The sequence below is a fragment of the Synechococcus sp. Cu2B8-bc1011 genome, assembly GCF_047302735.1.
GTDB lineage: Bacteria > Cyanobacteriota > Cyanobacteriia > PCC-6307 > Cyanobiaceae > Synechococcus_C.
The window spans coordinates 308,642-324,589 of sequence record NZ_CP138915.1 but is presented as its reverse complement, the minus strand read 5'-3'; the positions used below and the strand labels follow the sequence as shown (position 1 = coordinate 324,589).

13 protein-coding genes are annotated in these 15,948 nt (G+C 48.3%); 7 read left to right on the top strand and 6 right to left on the bottom strand.

Features of this window, described 5'->3' with window-relative positions:
• Window positions 1–186 precede the first annotated feature (186 nt).
• Together SIC18_RS01770 and SIC18_RS01765 are read right to left on the bottom strand one after the other, a co-directional pair.
• Window positions 187–744, bottom strand: a complete 558-nt coding sequence (locus tag SIC18_RS01770) for a DUF4334 domain-containing protein (RefSeq protein ID WP_413430006.1) — start codon at window positions 742–744, stop codon at window positions 187–189.
• Window positions 745–869: 125 nt separating this feature from the next.
• A complete protein-coding gene (locus SIC18_RS01765) occupies window positions 870–2,738 on the bottom strand; it encodes a vanadium-dependent haloperoxidase (RefSeq protein WP_413430005.1) in 1,869 nt (622 codons plus the stop codon).
• Between the two features lie 248 nt (window positions 2,739–2,986).
• Between SIC18_RS01765 and SIC18_RS01760 the strand changes: the two genes are divergently transcribed.
• Window positions 2,987–3,727, top strand: coding sequence for a hypothetical protein (locus SIC18_RS01760; protein WP_413430004.1), 741 nt, complete (start codon window positions 2,987–2,989; stop codon window positions 3,725–3,727).
• A 203-nt stretch (window positions 3,728–3,930) separates the two neighbouring features.
• Here SIC18_RS01760 and SIC18_RS01755 read toward each other — a convergent pair whose 3' ends face one another.
• Together SIC18_RS01755 and SIC18_RS01750 are read right to left on the bottom strand one after the other, a co-directional pair.
• Entirely contained in the window at window positions 3,931–4,815 is an 885-nt protein-coding gene (locus SIC18_RS01755; protein ID WP_413430003.1) for an isocitrate lyase/PEP mutase family protein, read from the bottom strand.
• Complete coding sequence (locus SIC18_RS01750) at window positions 4,790–4,990, bottom strand: hypothetical protein (protein WP_413430002.1); 201 nt, start codon at window positions 4,988–4,990, stop codon at window positions 4,790–4,792. The genes SIC18_RS01755 and SIC18_RS01750 overlap by 26 nt, the downstream gene beginning before the upstream one ends.
• 5 nt (window positions 4,991–4,995) lie before the next feature.
• Here SIC18_RS01750 and SIC18_RS01745 point away from each other — a divergent pair, with 5 nt between their 5' ends.
• Complete coding sequence (locus tag SIC18_RS01745) at window positions 4,996–6,612, top strand: hypothetical protein (protein ID WP_413430001.1); 1,617 nt, start codon at window positions 4,996–4,998, stop codon at window positions 6,610–6,612.
• Window positions 6,613–6,937: 325 nt separating this feature from the next.
• Here the strand turns inward: SIC18_RS01745 and SIC18_RS01740 are convergent, their stop codons facing one another.
• Complete coding sequence (locus tag SIC18_RS01740; protein WP_413430000.1) at window positions 6,938–7,270, bottom strand: hypothetical protein; 333 nt, start codon at window positions 7,268–7,270, stop codon at window positions 6,938–6,940.
• An 85-nt stretch (window positions 7,271–7,355) separates the two neighbouring features.
• Entirely contained in the window at window positions 7,356–8,006 is a 651-nt protein-coding gene (locus SIC18_RS01735; protein WP_413429999.1) for a hypothetical protein, read from the bottom strand.
• Window positions 8,007–8,424: 418 nt separating this feature from the next.
• Between SIC18_RS01735 and SIC18_RS01730 the strand changes: the two genes are divergently transcribed.
• The 5 genes from SIC18_RS01730 to SIC18_RS01710 are packed head-to-tail and all read left to right on the top strand — an operon-like array spanning window position 8,425 to window position 15,940.
• Window positions 8,425–9,057 (top strand): hypothetical protein, encoded by a 633-nt coding sequence (locus SIC18_RS01730; RefSeq protein ID WP_413429998.1) that lies wholly within the window; start codon window positions 8,425–8,427, stop codon window positions 9,055–9,057.
• A 41-nt stretch (window positions 9,058–9,098) separates the two neighbouring features.
• Window positions 9,099–10,274: a hypothetical protein gene (locus tag SIC18_RS01725; protein ID WP_413429997.1), complete on the top strand. Its 1,176-nt coding sequence runs from the start codon at window positions 9,099–9,101 to the stop codon at window positions 10,272–10,274.
• Window positions 10,275–10,278: 4 nt separating this feature from the next.
• The gene (locus tag SIC18_RS01720; RefSeq protein ID WP_413429996.1) at window positions 10,279–12,189 is read left to right on the top strand and encodes a Dyp-type peroxidase; all 1,911 of its coding nucleotides are present in this window, start codon (window positions 10,279–10,281) and stop codon (window positions 12,187–12,189) included.
• Window positions 12,190–12,227: 38 nt separating this feature from the next.
• On the top strand, window positions 12,228–14,132 hold the full coding sequence (locus SIC18_RS01715) for a cytochrome P450 (RefSeq protein ID WP_413429995.1): 1,905 nt from the start codon (window positions 12,228–12,230) through the stop codon (window positions 14,130–14,132).
• Entirely contained in the window at window positions 14,129–15,940 is a 1,812-nt protein-coding gene (locus SIC18_RS01710) for an EAL domain-containing protein (protein WP_413429994.1), read from the top strand. Before SIC18_RS01715 ends, SIC18_RS01710 begins: the two co-directional genes overlap by 4 nt.
• The last annotated feature ends 8 nt before the right edge of the window (window positions 15,941–15,948 follow it).

Sequence of the window (15,948 nt, the reverse complement as noted above, 5' to 3'; positions counted from 1 at the left end):
ACGAAGTACATCGTACGGATTGGCTACGTTTTCAGTTTATTTGACAACCCTGCGCACCGTTTTTTCGCCCCCTCAAGTTTGCTTGCAATAACTCCTTTAGGATGAATGATGGCTTGAGTTTTTCTAGATTTATATTGATCGAGTTTTTCAAAAGAGAGCTGACTCTGAAGTTGAGACAGCGGCTCGTCAAGGCCTTGCACTTTCAAGCAATTGTTCGCTCCCCTGCTCACGCTGAAGGATGAAGAAGAACGGCAACTTCATTCCTTTCAAATCCATAACTCCGAATACGGTATCCCGATCAATTTTGCGAAACACGTCGTTGATCGGCAGCTGGTCGTAAAGCATGGTTGCGCTCGACTTGCCTCGATAGGTTGTCATGCGCAACCGAGCCCTGGACTTGGATGTTGTAAGAAAAGGCAGAAGTGTTTGAAAGATACGACCCACCATCGCTGACTTTGGCATGGGCAGATTCAACGCCGACCCCATCAAGCCGGGGTTGACATTGGCAACGCCTCCGCGACGTGTTGAAAACACCAATGGATGAACATCTTCGAGACTTTCAAAGCGTTTCCCATGCCAGTGATAGGTCTCGAGAAGTCCATCCATTGGGTGGTTGGTATGAAAGCCTTTGCCCTTCCAATTGCCAAGCATGAAGTCAACATCCACGGGCTCAAGTACATCGAACAACTCCAAAGCATCTTTCGTTGTGGCACGGCCTGCCTTCAATCTTTCGCGTACGTTCATTGCAATCCGACTTCAGTTTTTGTAAGGGGGGCGGCTAACGCAAATAATCAGCGGACGCGTCAGAAGTGCGCGCCGCTGATTGGTTCTGTTAGTTGGAATCCTTCGCGATTTTCATAGCGCAAGAATTATCGCTGACCGATGCGACGCACATCACCATCGAATGTGGGCACGCTGAGTACGAAGGGATCCGTTTTGTAGCAGAGGGCCTGCTCTTCGAGGATGCCGATCGCTATTTCCTCGCCCATACGAAGGCTGTCGTAGTAGTCCGAGAAATAATGCACGCCCGCCATATTGCGACCAATCGAGATGTTCGCAGCCAGCTTGTTGAGCTCTCCTTCCAGCGTTAGAGGGCAACAAGATTGGTTTGTTGTCCCATCTGGCTTGAATGTGGCGTCCTTCCCCTCGATTAAGTGGAAGGAACCGCATCGTTCGAACTCCAGCCTCTTGCCGCAGTCGGTCACCTGGTAGGCCCCGGCTTCAACAGAATCACCACACTTGAGGCGATCCAAGATGTGTTGCTTGCTATAGAAACCAGCTAAATCGTTGATCTTGACGAAGAGTGCGGAGGTGTTGAAAAAGGCTTTGAGAATGGTCACACACGCACCTGCAACGGTGGCGTGTCCGGCGCCATAGGCAGGGTGCATCGGCGAACCTTCTGCGAAAGCCATCGGCAGCAGAGCCGTGGCGTCCCCAGCGAGAGACTGGTTGTGATTGCGAATTAAATCCACTGTTTGTTGGAGGTCGCTGGCCATCTCGCTGAAGCAACCGCAGATCTCGGGGAAGCGGTATTCGATCTCCTGAGCCTTTTCAATCCGCGCTGCCAGGGCCTCAGGGCGAAGGCGTAGATGGTTGTTGAACTTTTGATAGCGCACGGCCTTGAGCCCACGCGTTGCCACCTCCGTCACCAGGCTGAGCACATGGGGGCCGCCCCAGAGGGCAAAGCCACCAGCGTTCAAGGGCACTTTCTGGCCACTGGCAGGGTCATGGAGTAGGCCTTCGCCTCCTCCTGAAAGAAGATCGAACCCAGGATCAAACGGGGTGCCGTTGCCAAGCAACAGCAGGCAGGCATTGAGATAGGCCTGATACAGCGCATCCACATGGACGTACGTCGCTAGATCACGGGGTGTATGGATAAATCGCCGCTGGCCGGTGAAGGCCTGCCCCGGTCCCGAGGACTTGCAGGGATCGAAACGATCCCCTCTTACTTCATAGCCCTGCTGAACCCGGTGCCAGTCATCCCACTTCATCATGTAGTCGTCTTGCTGCCTTGCCTCCAGCACGCGCTGGTCGATCCTCTGGGCACCGAAGTTGATGAAACCTTGATCTGGCGTGATGCCCTCACTCGGACTGGCATTGCCGATGAGCATGAATTGCGAGAGGTAGGGACCTCGCTCAACGCCCGGACTGGATCCACGAAAGACCGTTTGCGCGTCGAGTTGCTTGCTGCTGTTGGTCTTGCGCGGCCGGCTGTTGAACCCGTCCTGGGCATAGGCAAGGTTGTTGAGGCGAGCGGTCGAATCAGCTAATGCCGCTGAGCCACCGCCCGCAACGAAGGCGTTGAAGGGCAGGTCACGTAATAGCGCTAGTTCGTAAACCTCCGCCATTTCAAAGGTCAGTTCGTCACTGCAAAGAGCAGGTGCGGGCGGAATGGTGACGGCCTGAGGGTCAGGTCCCTGCAGTTCGTAGACCGTGCCAGCAGTCGGGGCCTCCCACTTACGACGCGGCTCAGCGTGCGGTACCGGTACTTGCCGGGTGAAGTCCTCGGCAAAGCCATTGTCAATGGCGGAACGGAACGCCTCGAAGTCTCCTGATTGCTCAACCAAGCCAGTGGTTGTGTTGTGATCAAGCCCCTTGGTGAAGCTCATCGGGTAGCTCGCGGATTCGTAGCGCTGTTCGTCGCCGTTGGCTTGATGTTGCGGCTGGACGCGCCCGGCAGCTAAAGCATTTGCGTCTTCGCGGACTCGTTGAGCCGTGAGTTTGCGTTGCTCTGTCATTTTCAAAAATACAAATGGTTGAATTCAGCGGAGTTCATGCTCCGATTCATTCACCATTGCTGGATTCAACGGATCACTCGATGATCTGAATCAGCGGAGATTGTGATCTTGTTCACAGAGAAGATCGCTCCCAGAGCTCAGCTTGAAAGCCAACGGTGCTAAGGCCAGAAGCCTGAGATCAATCGTTACTTGACAAGCGCCATGTAGCCTTATTAATAAATAAAGATAATCAATTCGTCTGAAATTCCATGATTCAAATCGCTCTTTGGATGAATGTCTTGATGGGCCTATTTGCACTTTTTAGTGCATCGGAGGCTAGCGCTAAGAGCTTTCGGCCAAGCTTTGATTGTAATCATGCGCAATATCAAGATGAAATCACAATTTGCAGTGACCACAAGCTATCCGAGCTTGATCAAATAGTCTCGCGTGGTTATAGCCAAGTCAAGGGAGAAAGCCGATCCATCACGCAAGATTTTCTTTTATCGTCTTTGCATGCTCGCCATGCATGCGGGAATAATAAGCTCTGCATTCTTGACACTCAGGCTCAGGTTATTGACGGACTTAGCGAGTTTGGAGCACACCTTTCTAATCCGCCATGGATTGGTGCGTTCAGGCTTTCTCTTATCGAAAACGGTAAGACACCCATGGTGAGTGGCGTACCTGAGAGAGCCGGGACGTGCTCTCGAACGAGGATCAAAGCTATCGGTACACGGTTTCATGACCGACAGATGGTCATCCCGCCTAAGGATTACACGCAAGACGAAGGAACAACCATTCAATATGACAATGGAGGCTTCCAAGTTTCATATGAATTTAATCCCGATGTGGCGACATCAAAAATTGGCGATCAAGTTGTTTTCTGCCTGGTATCTATTCCACAAAATTGCCCGCCTGGTGATGATCGCGGCAAGATCTACTCAGCAACGAATCTCCGAAATCAAAGATCATGGATCATGCCAGCAACCCAGCACTCGTGTGGAGGGGCCTAAACATTGCTACGAGCCAGAGGCAACGGTCAACATCTAATCAGTGACGAATCTGTATTAGTTCTTGTTCAAGGTTTTCTGGGTGGTCAAGTGATGTGGACGTAGGAGCCATTTCTTTTGAAAAACTCATCCGTTATGTTGTAGCCAAAATACTTCCATCGATTCTCCATTTAGTAGTTATATGCGCCACCCCTATGGGAGACGCTTCAGGCTGGATCAGCTCCCTCGAGGTAGTTGTCAAACCTCACCAGTGTTTTTAGCTCCTTGAAACTGAGCATCTGCTCAGGAGTATTGCCTGCTTGGAGGTCCACCAGAGCTTGTCGCATCGAGAAGGCGGCCGTTGAGAGCAGGGTGAGCGGGTAGGCCGCCAGCGCAAAGCCCATCGAACCCAAACGCTCGGTCGACAACAACGGTGTGATGCCTCCTTCCAGCATGTTCGCCATGCGCTTGCCCGGCACCTCCTCGCAGAACCTCAGCATTTCCTGCTCGCTGCGGGGTGCCTCCAAAAACAGCACATCAGCGCCAAGCTCAGCAAAGGCCTTCAAACGCCAGATCGCTTCTTCCAGGGCGGCTTCATCACCCTGGCTTGTTGCAAGCGCCGATCGTGCATCGGTGCGCGCCACGATCACCAGATCGGCGCCCTGCTTGCGGGCATCAACGGCTGCCTGAATCCTGGCGATCGCCGCATCGCGATCGACGACAGCTTTCACGCCGGTGTGGCCGCAGCGTTTGGGAGCCACCTGATCCTCCAGCATGATTCCGGCAAAGCCTGCCTTGGCGAATTGGTGCATCGTGCGCTGCACATTGGCGGCATTGCCGTGGCCGGTGTCGCCATCACCGATCACCGGGATCGACACGGCATCGCAGATCGAGCGGCCCTGATCGAGCATTTCCGTCACCGTGAGCAGGCCCGTGTCCGGCAGTCCGGCTCGGGCTGCCGCCACGGAGAACCCACTCATGAAAGTGAGTGCACAACCGGCCTGCTCCACCAGCCGTGCTGATAAGGCATCAAAACAGCAGGGCATCAGATGGCAGGTGTCCCGCTCCAGCAAGGTGCGTAGCTGCTCAGCTGGTTCTGTGCTTTGGGGCACGGTGTGCGATCAATCGTGGTCCTGGTTCATCATCTTCAACGATCAGTGCCTGAGCAATCGTTTGAACGATCGTTCCGGTCAGCAACACTGCTAATGAATTGGAAGGAAGCGGTTCGATTCGGGCGCTGATTGATCGGAGATGGCTACCCCAGGGCAGACCAGCGTGCAGAGCCATTCACCATGACAATCACCACGCGGCAACCTGAACTCGCTCTTCTCAAATACCAGCCCTTCCCTTCAGAGCAGACCCCCTGCTTCAGCCACATGCTGGTTTGCAGTACCGCACCCCTGGAGGCCGAGAGGCCCTTTCGCTTGGCTCTGACACAACCCGATTTTCGAGCGGATTTTGACAACAACGCCCAGAACTTCGCGCAGCTGCGCACCCATCTGTCCGAGTACTTCCAACGGCAGCAGAGCAACGGCAAGTCCCAGCGTGTGCGCGTGGTGGTTCGCATCCACGGCTACAACGTTCCCTTGAAGAGTGTGAGGGAGGAATACAAGCAGGCGGAACGCAAGTTCAGAGACGACGCCTGTCGGCTCACGGAATCACCCCCTGATGATTATGTGTTGTTTTTGCACTACGCCTGGCCGTCCGAGCGGATTGGTGCAGGAGGACCTTTGTGCTGGATCCGTGCCATGCCGATGGGCCTGTGGTTGCTGTTCGCTCTCGGCAGCCTGCTCGCGTTCTTGGCTGCCGGTTGGCTCGCTGCCATCGGTCAATTGTGTCTGGGGATCGGAATCACACTGATGCTGCTGCGTATGGTCACGTACTTTCGCGACCGTGAACGAGCCAGCACGTTTGGTGTGTTCGATGCCGTTGAGATGGTTAGAGCTCTCCACCACTTGGTCAAGGAGATCATCCCCGATCGCAGCTATCTGTCTGATCTTCAGAGCGGTAAGGAGCCGCGGATCAGCCTCAGTTTCCTGGGTCACAGCATGGGCACGTTCCTGACCACCATGCTCATCCGTGTTATCACCAATGTCTTCGATCCCGAAGCGGATTCTCACCTCTGGTCGGCCAATGCCCAGTCGGGTCCCTTTGGTGGTCCAAGCTGCCCGCCGTCCTTCGAGGAGCAAGCGAACGAACGACAGCGAGAACAGCTCGCGCAGATTGGCGATCTTTTTAGCCTTGATCGTTTGATCCTCGTTGCTGCCGACATTCCTGTCTGGACCATCACCACAGGACGGTCCAATTACCTGGCCAGTTGCCTGCGCCGTTTTCGCCAGACATTTTTGTTTGTCAATGATGCCGATATGGTGTTGCGGCTCGCCTCAACCCTGGCCAATTACTTCGTGTTTCCCTCGGGTACGCGCATTGGTGGCTATCGGCTCGGCAATCTGAGCATCAAAGGGCGCACGCGACGGCAGGGTTACGGCAAGCGTGTCGGCGACCTGAGTGACCTTGAACTCCATGGCGCATTGGGGACGCAAAGCCTCTGTGATAAAAGAACATTCCGTTGTCAACGCTGGATCGGCTACCCGCTCAATGTGATCGACTGCACCGACTACGACGATGGCGGGCGTTATCTCAGTGCGTTCACGGCTCGCAATGCCGTGCAGAGGTTTTTCAACTACGCCGCCACGCTCATGGCGATGCTTGCTGGGTCGTTGAAACTCAGCACGATCGATGGCCATGGTGGTTATTTTCAGGGCAAGTTCTGCATGAATCTCCTCTACGAGCTGGCTCTTTATGGAGATGGCCATTCAGAACAGCCACTCGTCGGTACAGACGACAAGCTGCGTCAACATCAGATCAGCTGGATCGCGATTCCAAGCCATCAGCCTGGATTCGATTAAGGGGGCTCACTGATCGAATTCTCTAGGCCGTTGATGATTCCAGCGTTGCACTGGTCTTCGATGTACGTCACCTGCGTTCACCTCTACGTGAAACACGAACGGATCGCGGAGTTTCCTCAGGCCTCCATCCTGAATTACCAGGAATCCATTCAGGAACCTGGCAATCAATGCTTTGACATCTCAGTCGGGTGCAAATTGTTCAAGTGATATCTATTCAGTCAATAGTTTTTCTATCGGGAATTAGTCCCTATGCATGCGTTTATTTAATTTGAGATGCTTGGCAACTTATACCCTGCTTGTCGGTCGTATGAGCAAGAAATAATATTTAACCAGCTTTGCTCGGCTGATAGTTTGCATTTGGCCAGAATTTATTGATTTCTTCTGCTTGTTGCTCTGCGTTAAATGACTCCCAAAGAATCCCGTTAACATCCTTTGATGCTGTAAAAGCTTTTGCATTTGAATCTTCAAAGCCAAGATGCCTTAGCTCTCCTGGATTGCAGCTAGCGTCTTGCCTTATTGATAAATTGATTTGCTCTGTTCTCCATAATGCATATTCATCTGGAACGACAATGCTTGGCTCTACGCCCAGCCTTTCTGTGTAATCTTTTACGCTTTTTTCTATTTCATTGGTGGCGATTGCTAGGTGAATAACTTTCATTTGAATACTTTCAAGAAAATTAGATGGAAAAGCTCAACGACGTCGCCGCACTGCGGCTTTTGCAGCGCCTTGTTGGGTATAGGAGCTAGCAAAGAGTGGCATCGAAGACTGTAATATCATTTTGAATTCTACGGTCAAACCAATTTTTAATTCTTGATGATGGTATACCAATTAGGTGTCTGTTTTCCTTGTATGGCTTATCAAACAAACGAATATCTATTGGTTTATCCCTGGTTGGATCTTTCAGGCTCAACAGGGTGGATTCTGAGGCATACGCAAATACGTACATAGTGCCGTTTGACGACTTATGAATCTCTATATTACTGTTTAAGCCTGGGTTTTTCTGAAGAGTGACGCCACAGTTATCACCCCATCTTCCTTCTATTAGTCTGTCTATTCCCCATGTTATCCCGTACCCAAACACACCATTGGGGAGCTTGCATAGCTCTAGATTTTCTTGGAGTGGAGTCAGCTCCCTGACTTGAGTTACTTTTCTGGAAGTATCTACATCATCCTCGACAATGAAGTCAATGGAGAATGATTTATTTCCGCAAGCTTTTGTATGAAAAATCTGGGATGGAAGTATTGGAACAGAACAAATTAATGTCACTATAAGAAGGATCGGGCCCAATCTCTTGAACAGAGAGGCTTGATGGCTGGAAATCTTTGGGATTTTGAGCACACCTAAATCAAGTTCTCCTAAATATGGGGCCAACGATATCGTCAAGGACGCCATGAAAAGGGTCACTCCAATTTGATTTGGAATGCCTAAAAACGACCAGATACTTGTGCCCATTTCGAAGTTCTCTCTAATAAATACTTTTACTATTGTCCTTTTTCGTGTCTTCAGGTTTTTGCTTGTGAAACGTTACTATGCTTGTTGTCTGAAAGCCATTTCACAATTGAACGGCCAAGTGCTTTTCCGCCACTTCGAAAACTATGTGAAATGTTATCTCCAATAACAAATAACTTGCCCATCACTTCATTTGCGTTCAATCCTTAGAAAATTAGAGATCGCTCACGTTTTTGGCATCTGCGTTTCACCAGACTTTAATTGCATTCTCATCAAGTATTAATCTTATACTTTTGATGAGCCAATGTTGTGATTTTCTTGGTGTTTCTAAAATTCCTTTCAAGGACTACTCCTTTTTGGCATGCCATTAGGCGACATCGTTGGTAAATCTTCTGCCCTGACGGTCGTTACTCCTCTGTGGTGCTCTTGGATTAACCGTTTTTTGTTTGCTTTATATCGTTCCCTTCCAGCACAGTTTTTCCCGTTGGTGAATCTTCAAATGATCCATTTCGCAAGATGGGTGATTTTGCCTAAGGATCGATGGCCCGGGCGCTCTGAAAAGTTTAAAACGCGTTACTCGTACCTTTTGTTTGTCTCAAATTTCAATGGGACTTGGGATGTCTATTTGGATGAGTTTTCGGATGTGATTTCATTGGGGATGGATACCATGTGGTATCGCAGTATTGGCTATCCAAAGTCGATCCCAAGCAGCCCATTCAAATCTTATATCGACGACAATTCAATAGAGTGTTCTTACTATTACAACGCCCTTCCGGGATTTTCGCTGCGAGATGTTTCCAGCGCCTTGAAAGTTCGTAAGGCAATTAATTATTTAGAAGAGCAGTTGTCTGAGATTAATCAAGACCCAGATAAGAATGATGCAACTAAGGATGATTTGTTTTTTCAACACTTTCAGTCTGTCATGGCGAATTTGGCGAATCATTTTCCTTCCACCGGTAAGCCACCTCCACACTCGCCTGAAAACTTTCAGTAATGCTTCTTACTTAATTCAATTTTCCAAGGAGACTCTTTGAAATGCCGAGCCATGAGGCAGGGTTTTATCAGTTGACGGCATTGTTGCCGATCAAGACCGGACTATATACTAATTTGGCGTGTCAAGAGAATGTTTCTGACCCTTGTGATGCTACTCAATCGTATGCTCATCACCTCAAAGACTATTTGAATCAACTATCTGATTCGTTCCTAAAAAATATTGATCCTCCGGTGTCAGAATTAGATAACTTGCACTTATTTGATCATACACGCTGTACACATTTTGCCAGATTTGTTGTTGTTGACCAGCTCTTTTATAATGGCCGCCGCCGGAATGATTCTCTAATAGATTTTCTAAGGACGTTATTTGCTGGTAAGGATCTTCTCTCGGAAAAAGACAGAATCGACGCACTTGAGTCACCCTATCTCCTAATCGCTATTGATTTTGATTGTCATCCCAGCTCAACGTCTTGCGTTCAAGACTATTTGTCTGAGTTATGGCCTTATGCCAGCGAGGAATTGACTAAAATTTTTCATCATTGTGAGGGATTTTCTCTTCCACCGCCTCCTCAGGACCAAAGGACTTTGGAGGCACATACACAGTATTGGCATGTTTATCACTCAGTAGAGCGATTGCTCCTTTCTCATGAAGTTGAGACAACATATCCATTCTCTGCTTACTTTTGGGTTGCCGACAAAGTGCAACGTTGGGACCCATCAACAGATCAACTGTCGCCCTCTGAATTTAAAAATCGATGGGGTCTGATCATTGTAGGAATTTTGCCCTTCATTTTAGTTGTTATGGCACTTCTCGTGCTGGCTATTTGTTTCGTAAGTTTGATTTTCAATCTTTTATATGACACAGCATTGTCGCAAGTGAATTTGAGTGATGTTTACCAAGCATTGAATCCATTGGGGCTCATAGGCTTTGGTGGGCTGGCTATGGCCTCCGTGGTTTTATTTATGTTTGCATGGCGTTATTTCATCAATAGTGCAAATATGCCGCTGTCTCAAATTGATGGTGTTGATTTAAAGTCAATTGCAAAGTCATTGTATCTTCAAGAAAAGTTTCTAGAGATGTATGGCGATTGGCAGGAAAGCGATCGGTTTAATAAGGGCAGAATTCGCCAGCGCTTTGCGAGTTTTTTAGATGACCACAAGCCTTCCGATAGTCACTCCCCTTCCTTGCAACCTGGCAAATACTTTTCTGTTCGTTAATGCCATGACAACAATTTTGGACCGCCTTGATATCCAGGGAAACATCTTGCTCCCCTATGGTCGATCTTCTTACCCTCTTGCACGTCACTTCATTTTTCATGTTCGTGACCAAGAGGAAGCTCAGAAATTTCTGAGCTGGATTCAGCCTCAAATCACGACAGCTCAGTTTTTCCCGTCAAAGCGGTCCGATCAAATGCAGATTCCTGCGGATCAGCTGAGAAAGGATACTCCAGATGCTCTGCTCAATATTGCTTTTACAGCATCAGGTCTTAAGGCTTTAGGCGTTCCCAATTCAGTTCTTCGTCAATTTCCAGATGCTTTCTTAGATGGAATGTGGGATAGAGCTGAAATGTTGAATGATAATCGACTTGATTGGAATAATGCCTGGAAGGATGATCAACACGAACAAACTACGCATTTGATGATCAGCTTGCGTGTTGCATTTAATTCTTGTTTGAAAAAGGTTTGTCTGCGTAGAGGTGAATCCTTTTCAAAGTCTGATTATCATTGTCAAGAGACTTTTAAGTTAGCGCGATCCATGATGATTGAAAATCTGGATCAAGAGTCCAGGCGCTTACTGGATCAGGCTGAACTGCATCGTTTGGTTGCTCTGACGGGACACTCCAGTGCTGATCCTGAATCGAAATGGCTTGAGTGTGAATCATTGTTCCGTTCGCGACTCCAGGATCTTGCAATTTCCGGTATTAGTGATGATCAGTATTTAGCAGACTTAGATAACCAAAAAAAGAGCCGGTATGTTGCTTCATCGGCAGAACTTACAGATTTGCGATATAGCGAATATGAACACTTTGGATTCTTCGATGGAATCGGAGATCCTGTTTTTGATGGTCAATATCCAGCTGCTTTTCAAGCTGAGATGGCACAAGGGCAAGGTCATCTCTCTTGTGGTCAGTGGAGACCGATCGCCCCAGGAGAATTCCTCTTGGGTTATCCCAATGAAGCTCAGGAAACAACGTGCCATCCAATGCCCTATACCTTCAGCAAAAATGGAACATTCATGGCTGTTCGTAAACTAGAGCAGAATGTCACCGCCTTTCATAATGCCTTGGTGAATCAGACTCCATTGATGGAGCATTGGCTTGATCAGGTTGAATGCTCATCATCTTCTGAGCAACCTTCCGCTGCTTCTCAATTCACCAAAGCGTTAAAAGTTCTTCGTGCGAAACTTGTTGGACGTTGGGATGATGGCACGCCATTGGTGCATGCTCCGACGTATGAATCATGGCTGAGCTTTCGAGAACGTCTCCTGACGTTGGCAGGCGAGGCTCAAAAGGGTGGGCCTAGTGCAAAAGAAGCTTGGAAACAATTTAAAACTAAATTTACACGCTTTACCTTTGAGTCTGATGATACAAAAGGCAGAAGGTGCCCATTTGCCGCACATATTCGTCGTAGTAATCCCCGAGATAGTGGTGATCCTTCAGTGCGCAATGATTCCGATCCGTCAGAAACATCTCAAGCAAGCTCTCTGCTTGTGAACCGTCGTCGAATTTTAAGGCGTGGCATGACCTATGGCTCACCTTCGGAGCTGATGAACGAGAATCCCATTGATCATGATTCATCCATCTCAGCTGATTCAGAACGAGGAACTTTTTTTGTCGCTATTTGTGCAGATCTTGCAAGGCAGTTTGAGTTTATGCAGCAGCAGTGGTTGAACTATGGATCCGATTTCAATTTAGGGAATGACATCTGTCCTATCGCTGGTGCACTCCATCCTTCTGTGGCGAGTGATAGGAAGAGTACAAAAGTGATGATCTCATCTGAAGGGCCAGATGGTTCATGCACGCTTCCTTTTGTAGCCAAGCCCACCCCACAGCCAGTGGTGTGTCGAGGTGGTGCTTATTTCTTTGTACCCAGCCTTTCAGCGATCCGCTTGTTAGCTGAGAACCGTTTTTGATCCTTATGGCTAGTCATCTGATTCACTCTCTTGCTTTCATGTCGGTGCCATCCACCATCACTCCTGTCCTCAGCATTTCAGAGGATCTGTCTTCACTTGTCGATGTCGCTTTGGGAAGTGTTGGCGCATGGATTGAGTTATCTTGTCAACGAATCGAACCTTTTGTTGATACATTGCTGTCGCATTATGAGTTGCTTTTGCTTGCAGCGCTACTTCTCTATTCCTTGATGCGTTCGTCGCGAATGCTGTTTTTATATAGTCTGCAGTTGATTGAATTTATTGTTCGCTTTCTACGTTTTGCAGGCGATTTGCTAACGGAGTTGTTTTGGGTTAATCCTCGTTATCGCATCCATCGTGAATTCCGCCATCGCTCCCAAACAAGCTTTTCCCTGGTTTCTATTTTTACAAGTTTTGTTAGGGAAGTTTTGTTGCTCCCTATTGATTGGATTCGCTCACTAGGCGTTAACGGTGTTTTTGGACCGGATCCACTTACTGAAAGCAAACACTACAGAAAAAGAGCATTCTATCCTTCTCTGCTGCAACGATTGTTGGTCGTAAAAAATAAGCACATCACGATTTACTTTGTCTTGTCGCTGATGCGTCTGTTTGTTAATCGCTTTACTCTTCCTGCGTGGTTACCTGGCGTCAACATCAAGGAATACAGTCATGGTGATGAGTTTCCTGTGATGCGACAACTTCATCTCTTGAGGCGACAGGATGTAGAAGAGGTGTTGGAGCGCTCCGAGGATTTTTGTGTTGTCTATGGACCGAGAATGTGTGATGTCACGCAAAATGGCCGCTCTTCTGGCAACTTTCTTCTTGGCATGCAATCCACATCGCCAACGTACACCCGCGATATTTCCAATATGAGATTAGTTTTTCGCCGGGATGATGTGCATCGATGTCACCGGATTGCTGCCGATGCATCTGTCGATAGCTTTCTTGCATTTGAATCGCGAACAGATGTGCTCCGTGATCTCGATGGCTCGAAGGTTTTGAGCTTGCCAAAAGATCTTGTTCTGCCTGTTATTCAATCATTTATTGAAAAATATTTCGGCGTTCGTCTTCCGATGCAGGCTGTGAATGCCGAAGGAGCAGCCGAGATCGATTTCAATTTTGTTTGGTTCTCACATCTCTTTCACTATATTTTTTACGACCTTAATGGTGACGACAGTCGAGAGGCTGCCTTGGCTTCTGCGGTCTTGTTCAATCAGGATCTTGATCGTCAGATCGCGACTGCAAAGCAACAATCCAGTACAAACTTAGAGAGTGCCAATACCGTTCTGGCACGGTGTCTCAGGCTCCAACAGTCAGGCACCCCAGGTATGGATGATCTTGCAATTCGGATCAACCTGACGGGATTTCTTGTTGGAGCAGTCCTGCCCTTGATCAATACGATTTGCCAGGTCATTGATCAGTTGATCTCTCGTCCTCGCATTCTTGAACAAGCTGCAAAAGCAGCTAAGTCTCCGATGGATGGGGATCAATTGTTTTTGAATCCGCTACAAGGATTTGTCTTAGAGGCACTTCGCTTTTCTCCCGGTGATCCTGTGATTTATCGTCACTGCAAGAGCCGAACTGAGTTAGTGAGTGCTTCTTACCGCTCATCGGTCTCGGCAAATACCTTGGTGATGGCCTGGAATTCCTCTGCCATGTTTGATCCTAAGTATGTGGATCAACCGTGGCAATTCAATCCAAATAGGCCATCCCTAGATTACTTGCACTTCGGCCATATGTCTCATGTTTGTGCTGGCAAGTATATTGTCATGTCAGTTATTCCGGCTATTATTCAAGAGCTTCTTTCTCGCTATGAGATGGCTAGGATCCCTGGTACGTGTGGATATCCTACTAAGCATGGAATTACGGTCTCGGAGTTTGATGTTCTTGTCCGCCCCCGTAGTTCTGATGATTTAGTGAAAGCCATCTCCACGGTGACACCATGACTGATTCTGAGCAGCCAAATAATAATCTTTCGGTAGATCGTCTTCCGATTCGCTCTGATGTAGTTGCTTTGCTTAGGCGCGCTGGTGTTGAGTTCTTTCGATTCCCGCTGTCTCCTGAGGGGAAGGCAATGCAGGAATACTTCAAGTCTGACGAATATATTCATTGTCATTTTACGGCTCCAGAAATAATGGAGTCTGGTTCTGCACTCTTTCTCTTGCAATCATTTCTTCAGGATGTGCATCCAGATGATCGGGAATATATGTCTAGTGTTGCCCAGGCTTTGTTGGAAAGTGATGGTTTTGGTAATGACATTACTAGCCGGCCATTTCGTGGGGTCTCTCTCGACGGTCGTTGGTCGTGGTATGAGGTGAGAATGAGCGTTACTCGCGACAATGATCTCCTGATCTGCGAAGGACTCATGATTAATGTTGATGTTCAACAGGAGTCATCGCTTTCATTGCAGTCAAGTCTTTTGTGTGATCAGCTGACTGGTTTGGGAAATTTAAAAAGTGCATATGCACACTTAAAAGATAGTATTTCCACTGGGTTACCCGTTTCTCTTATATGGCTCGATTTGAAGGGTTTTGGTCGCCTCAATACTTATCTCGGTCGCGCAAAGGGTGACGAAATTCTTCGTGCTACTGCCGTCGTCTTACAGGATTGGCTTCAGGATGGTGACCATTTAATTAGGCCTGATTCTGATGAGTTTCTAATTATTTTAAATGGACGCGATTCCAAGGCTGCGCATTCTGCTGCTCTTCATCTTGTCCAGAAATTGCCATCTCTGCTGGAATCGTACGGCGATGGTTTTTATGGTCTCGGTTTTCATGCAGGCATCAGTTCATTTCCGGACCATGGAGACAATGAAGAGTCCATCCTCTCAAGTGCTGCATCTGCATTAGATCAGGCACGGCGAATCAATTCTGTGGCAGAGCCCATTGTCATTTTTGGAGATTACATTACATCGAGAACGGCCGAATTATGGAATCTTGAACTCAGCCTCCGCCAGGCTGCGGTCAATGATGAATTTCGACTAGTTTTTCAGCCACAATGGAATGTCTCAGGGCAGATTGTGGGTGCTGAGGCTCTATTGCGCTGGGAGAGTCCAAGCCTTGGCCCTGTTAGTCCGGGAGTTTTTATTCCACTTGCTGAGCAAACTGGTCAAATTCATTCAATAGGTGAGTGGGTTATTGAAGCTGCTTGCCGCACTCTTTCTTCGTTCCATGGAAGTGGGGATATTCCTCCCCTGTCAATTAATATTTCGGCCAGTCAGCTTTCTTCTCGGGAGCATGATCTCGTGAAAACATTGTTGGTGAATCTTCAACGTTTTGGCGTTGCGCCAAGGTATTTGCATGTTGAGATCACAGAATCTGGATTCCTAGATGACCTTGCGACTCGTCGACTGAATGGCCTTCACGAGGCCGGTATCTGCCTTCATATCGACGATTTTGGAACAGGTTTTGCTAGCCTTTCAAGTCTTCTTTCCCTGCCAATCTATTCACTGAAGTTGGATCAGAGCTTTGTCGCACAGCTTCATTCATTTGATTCCAGCAGCCTTGAATCTGTTCCATCTGTTGCTATTTTGAAGGCTAGCCTTGCCCTGTCTTCGTCGATTGGTGCTGAGGCGATTGTTGAAGGAGTTGAGGATTTTTCCCAGTTTGATGTCCTTCGTCGTATGGGATATCAAGTCTTCCAGGGATATTATTTTTCCAGGCCACTGGAATTTGCTGATTATTGCGAACTCTTGGGAAATCAAGCCGAAAAATCTGCTCTCTTTTCTGCACCTTCTGACGGTGACTCTGTGTAATTTCCTAA

Coding starts and splice junctions, on each gene's coding strand:
- SIC18_RS01770 (WP_413430006.1), bottom strand. CDS start 744: ATGAACGTACGCGAAAGATTGAAGGCAGGCCGTGCCACAACGAAAGAT.
- SIC18_RS01765 (WP_413430005.1), bottom strand. CDS start 2,738: ATGACAGAGCAACGCAAACTCACGGCTCAACGAGTCCGCGAAGACGCA.
- SIC18_RS01760 (WP_413430004.1), top strand. CDS start 2,987: ATGATTCAAATCGCTCTTTGGATGAATGTCTTGATGGGCCTATTTGCA.
- SIC18_RS01750 (WP_413430002.1), bottom strand. CDS start 4,990: ATGGCTCTGCACGCTGGTCTGCCCTGGGGTAGCCATCTCCGATCAATC.
- SIC18_RS01745 (WP_413430001.1), top strand. CDS start 4,996: ATGACAATCACCACGCGGCAACCTGAACTCGCTCTTCTCAAATACCAG.
- SIC18_RS01740 (WP_413430000.1), bottom strand. CDS start 7,270: ATGAAAGTTATTCACCTAGCAATCGCCACCAATGAAATAGAAAAAAGC.
- SIC18_RS01735 (WP_413429999.1), bottom strand. CDS start 8,006: ATGGCGTCCTTGACGATATCGTTGGCCCCATATTTAGGAGAACTTGAT.
- SIC18_RS01730 (WP_413429998.1), top strand. CDS start 8,425: ATGCCATTAGGCGACATCGTTGGTAAATCTTCTGCCCTGACGGTCGTT.
- SIC18_RS01725 (WP_413429997.1), top strand. CDS start 9,099: ATGCCGAGCCATGAGGCAGGGTTTTATCAGTTGACGGCATTGTTGCCG.
- SIC18_RS01720 (WP_413429996.1), top strand. CDS start 10,279: ATGACAACAATTTTGGACCGCCTTGATATCCAGGGAAACATCTTGCTC.
- SIC18_RS01715 (WP_413429995.1), top strand. CDS start 12,228: ATGTCGGTGCCATCCACCATCACTCCTGTCCTCAGCATTTCAGAGGAT.
- SIC18_RS01710 (WP_413429994.1), top strand. CDS start 14,129: ATGACTGATTCTGAGCAGCCAAATAATAATCTTTCGGTAGATCGTCTT.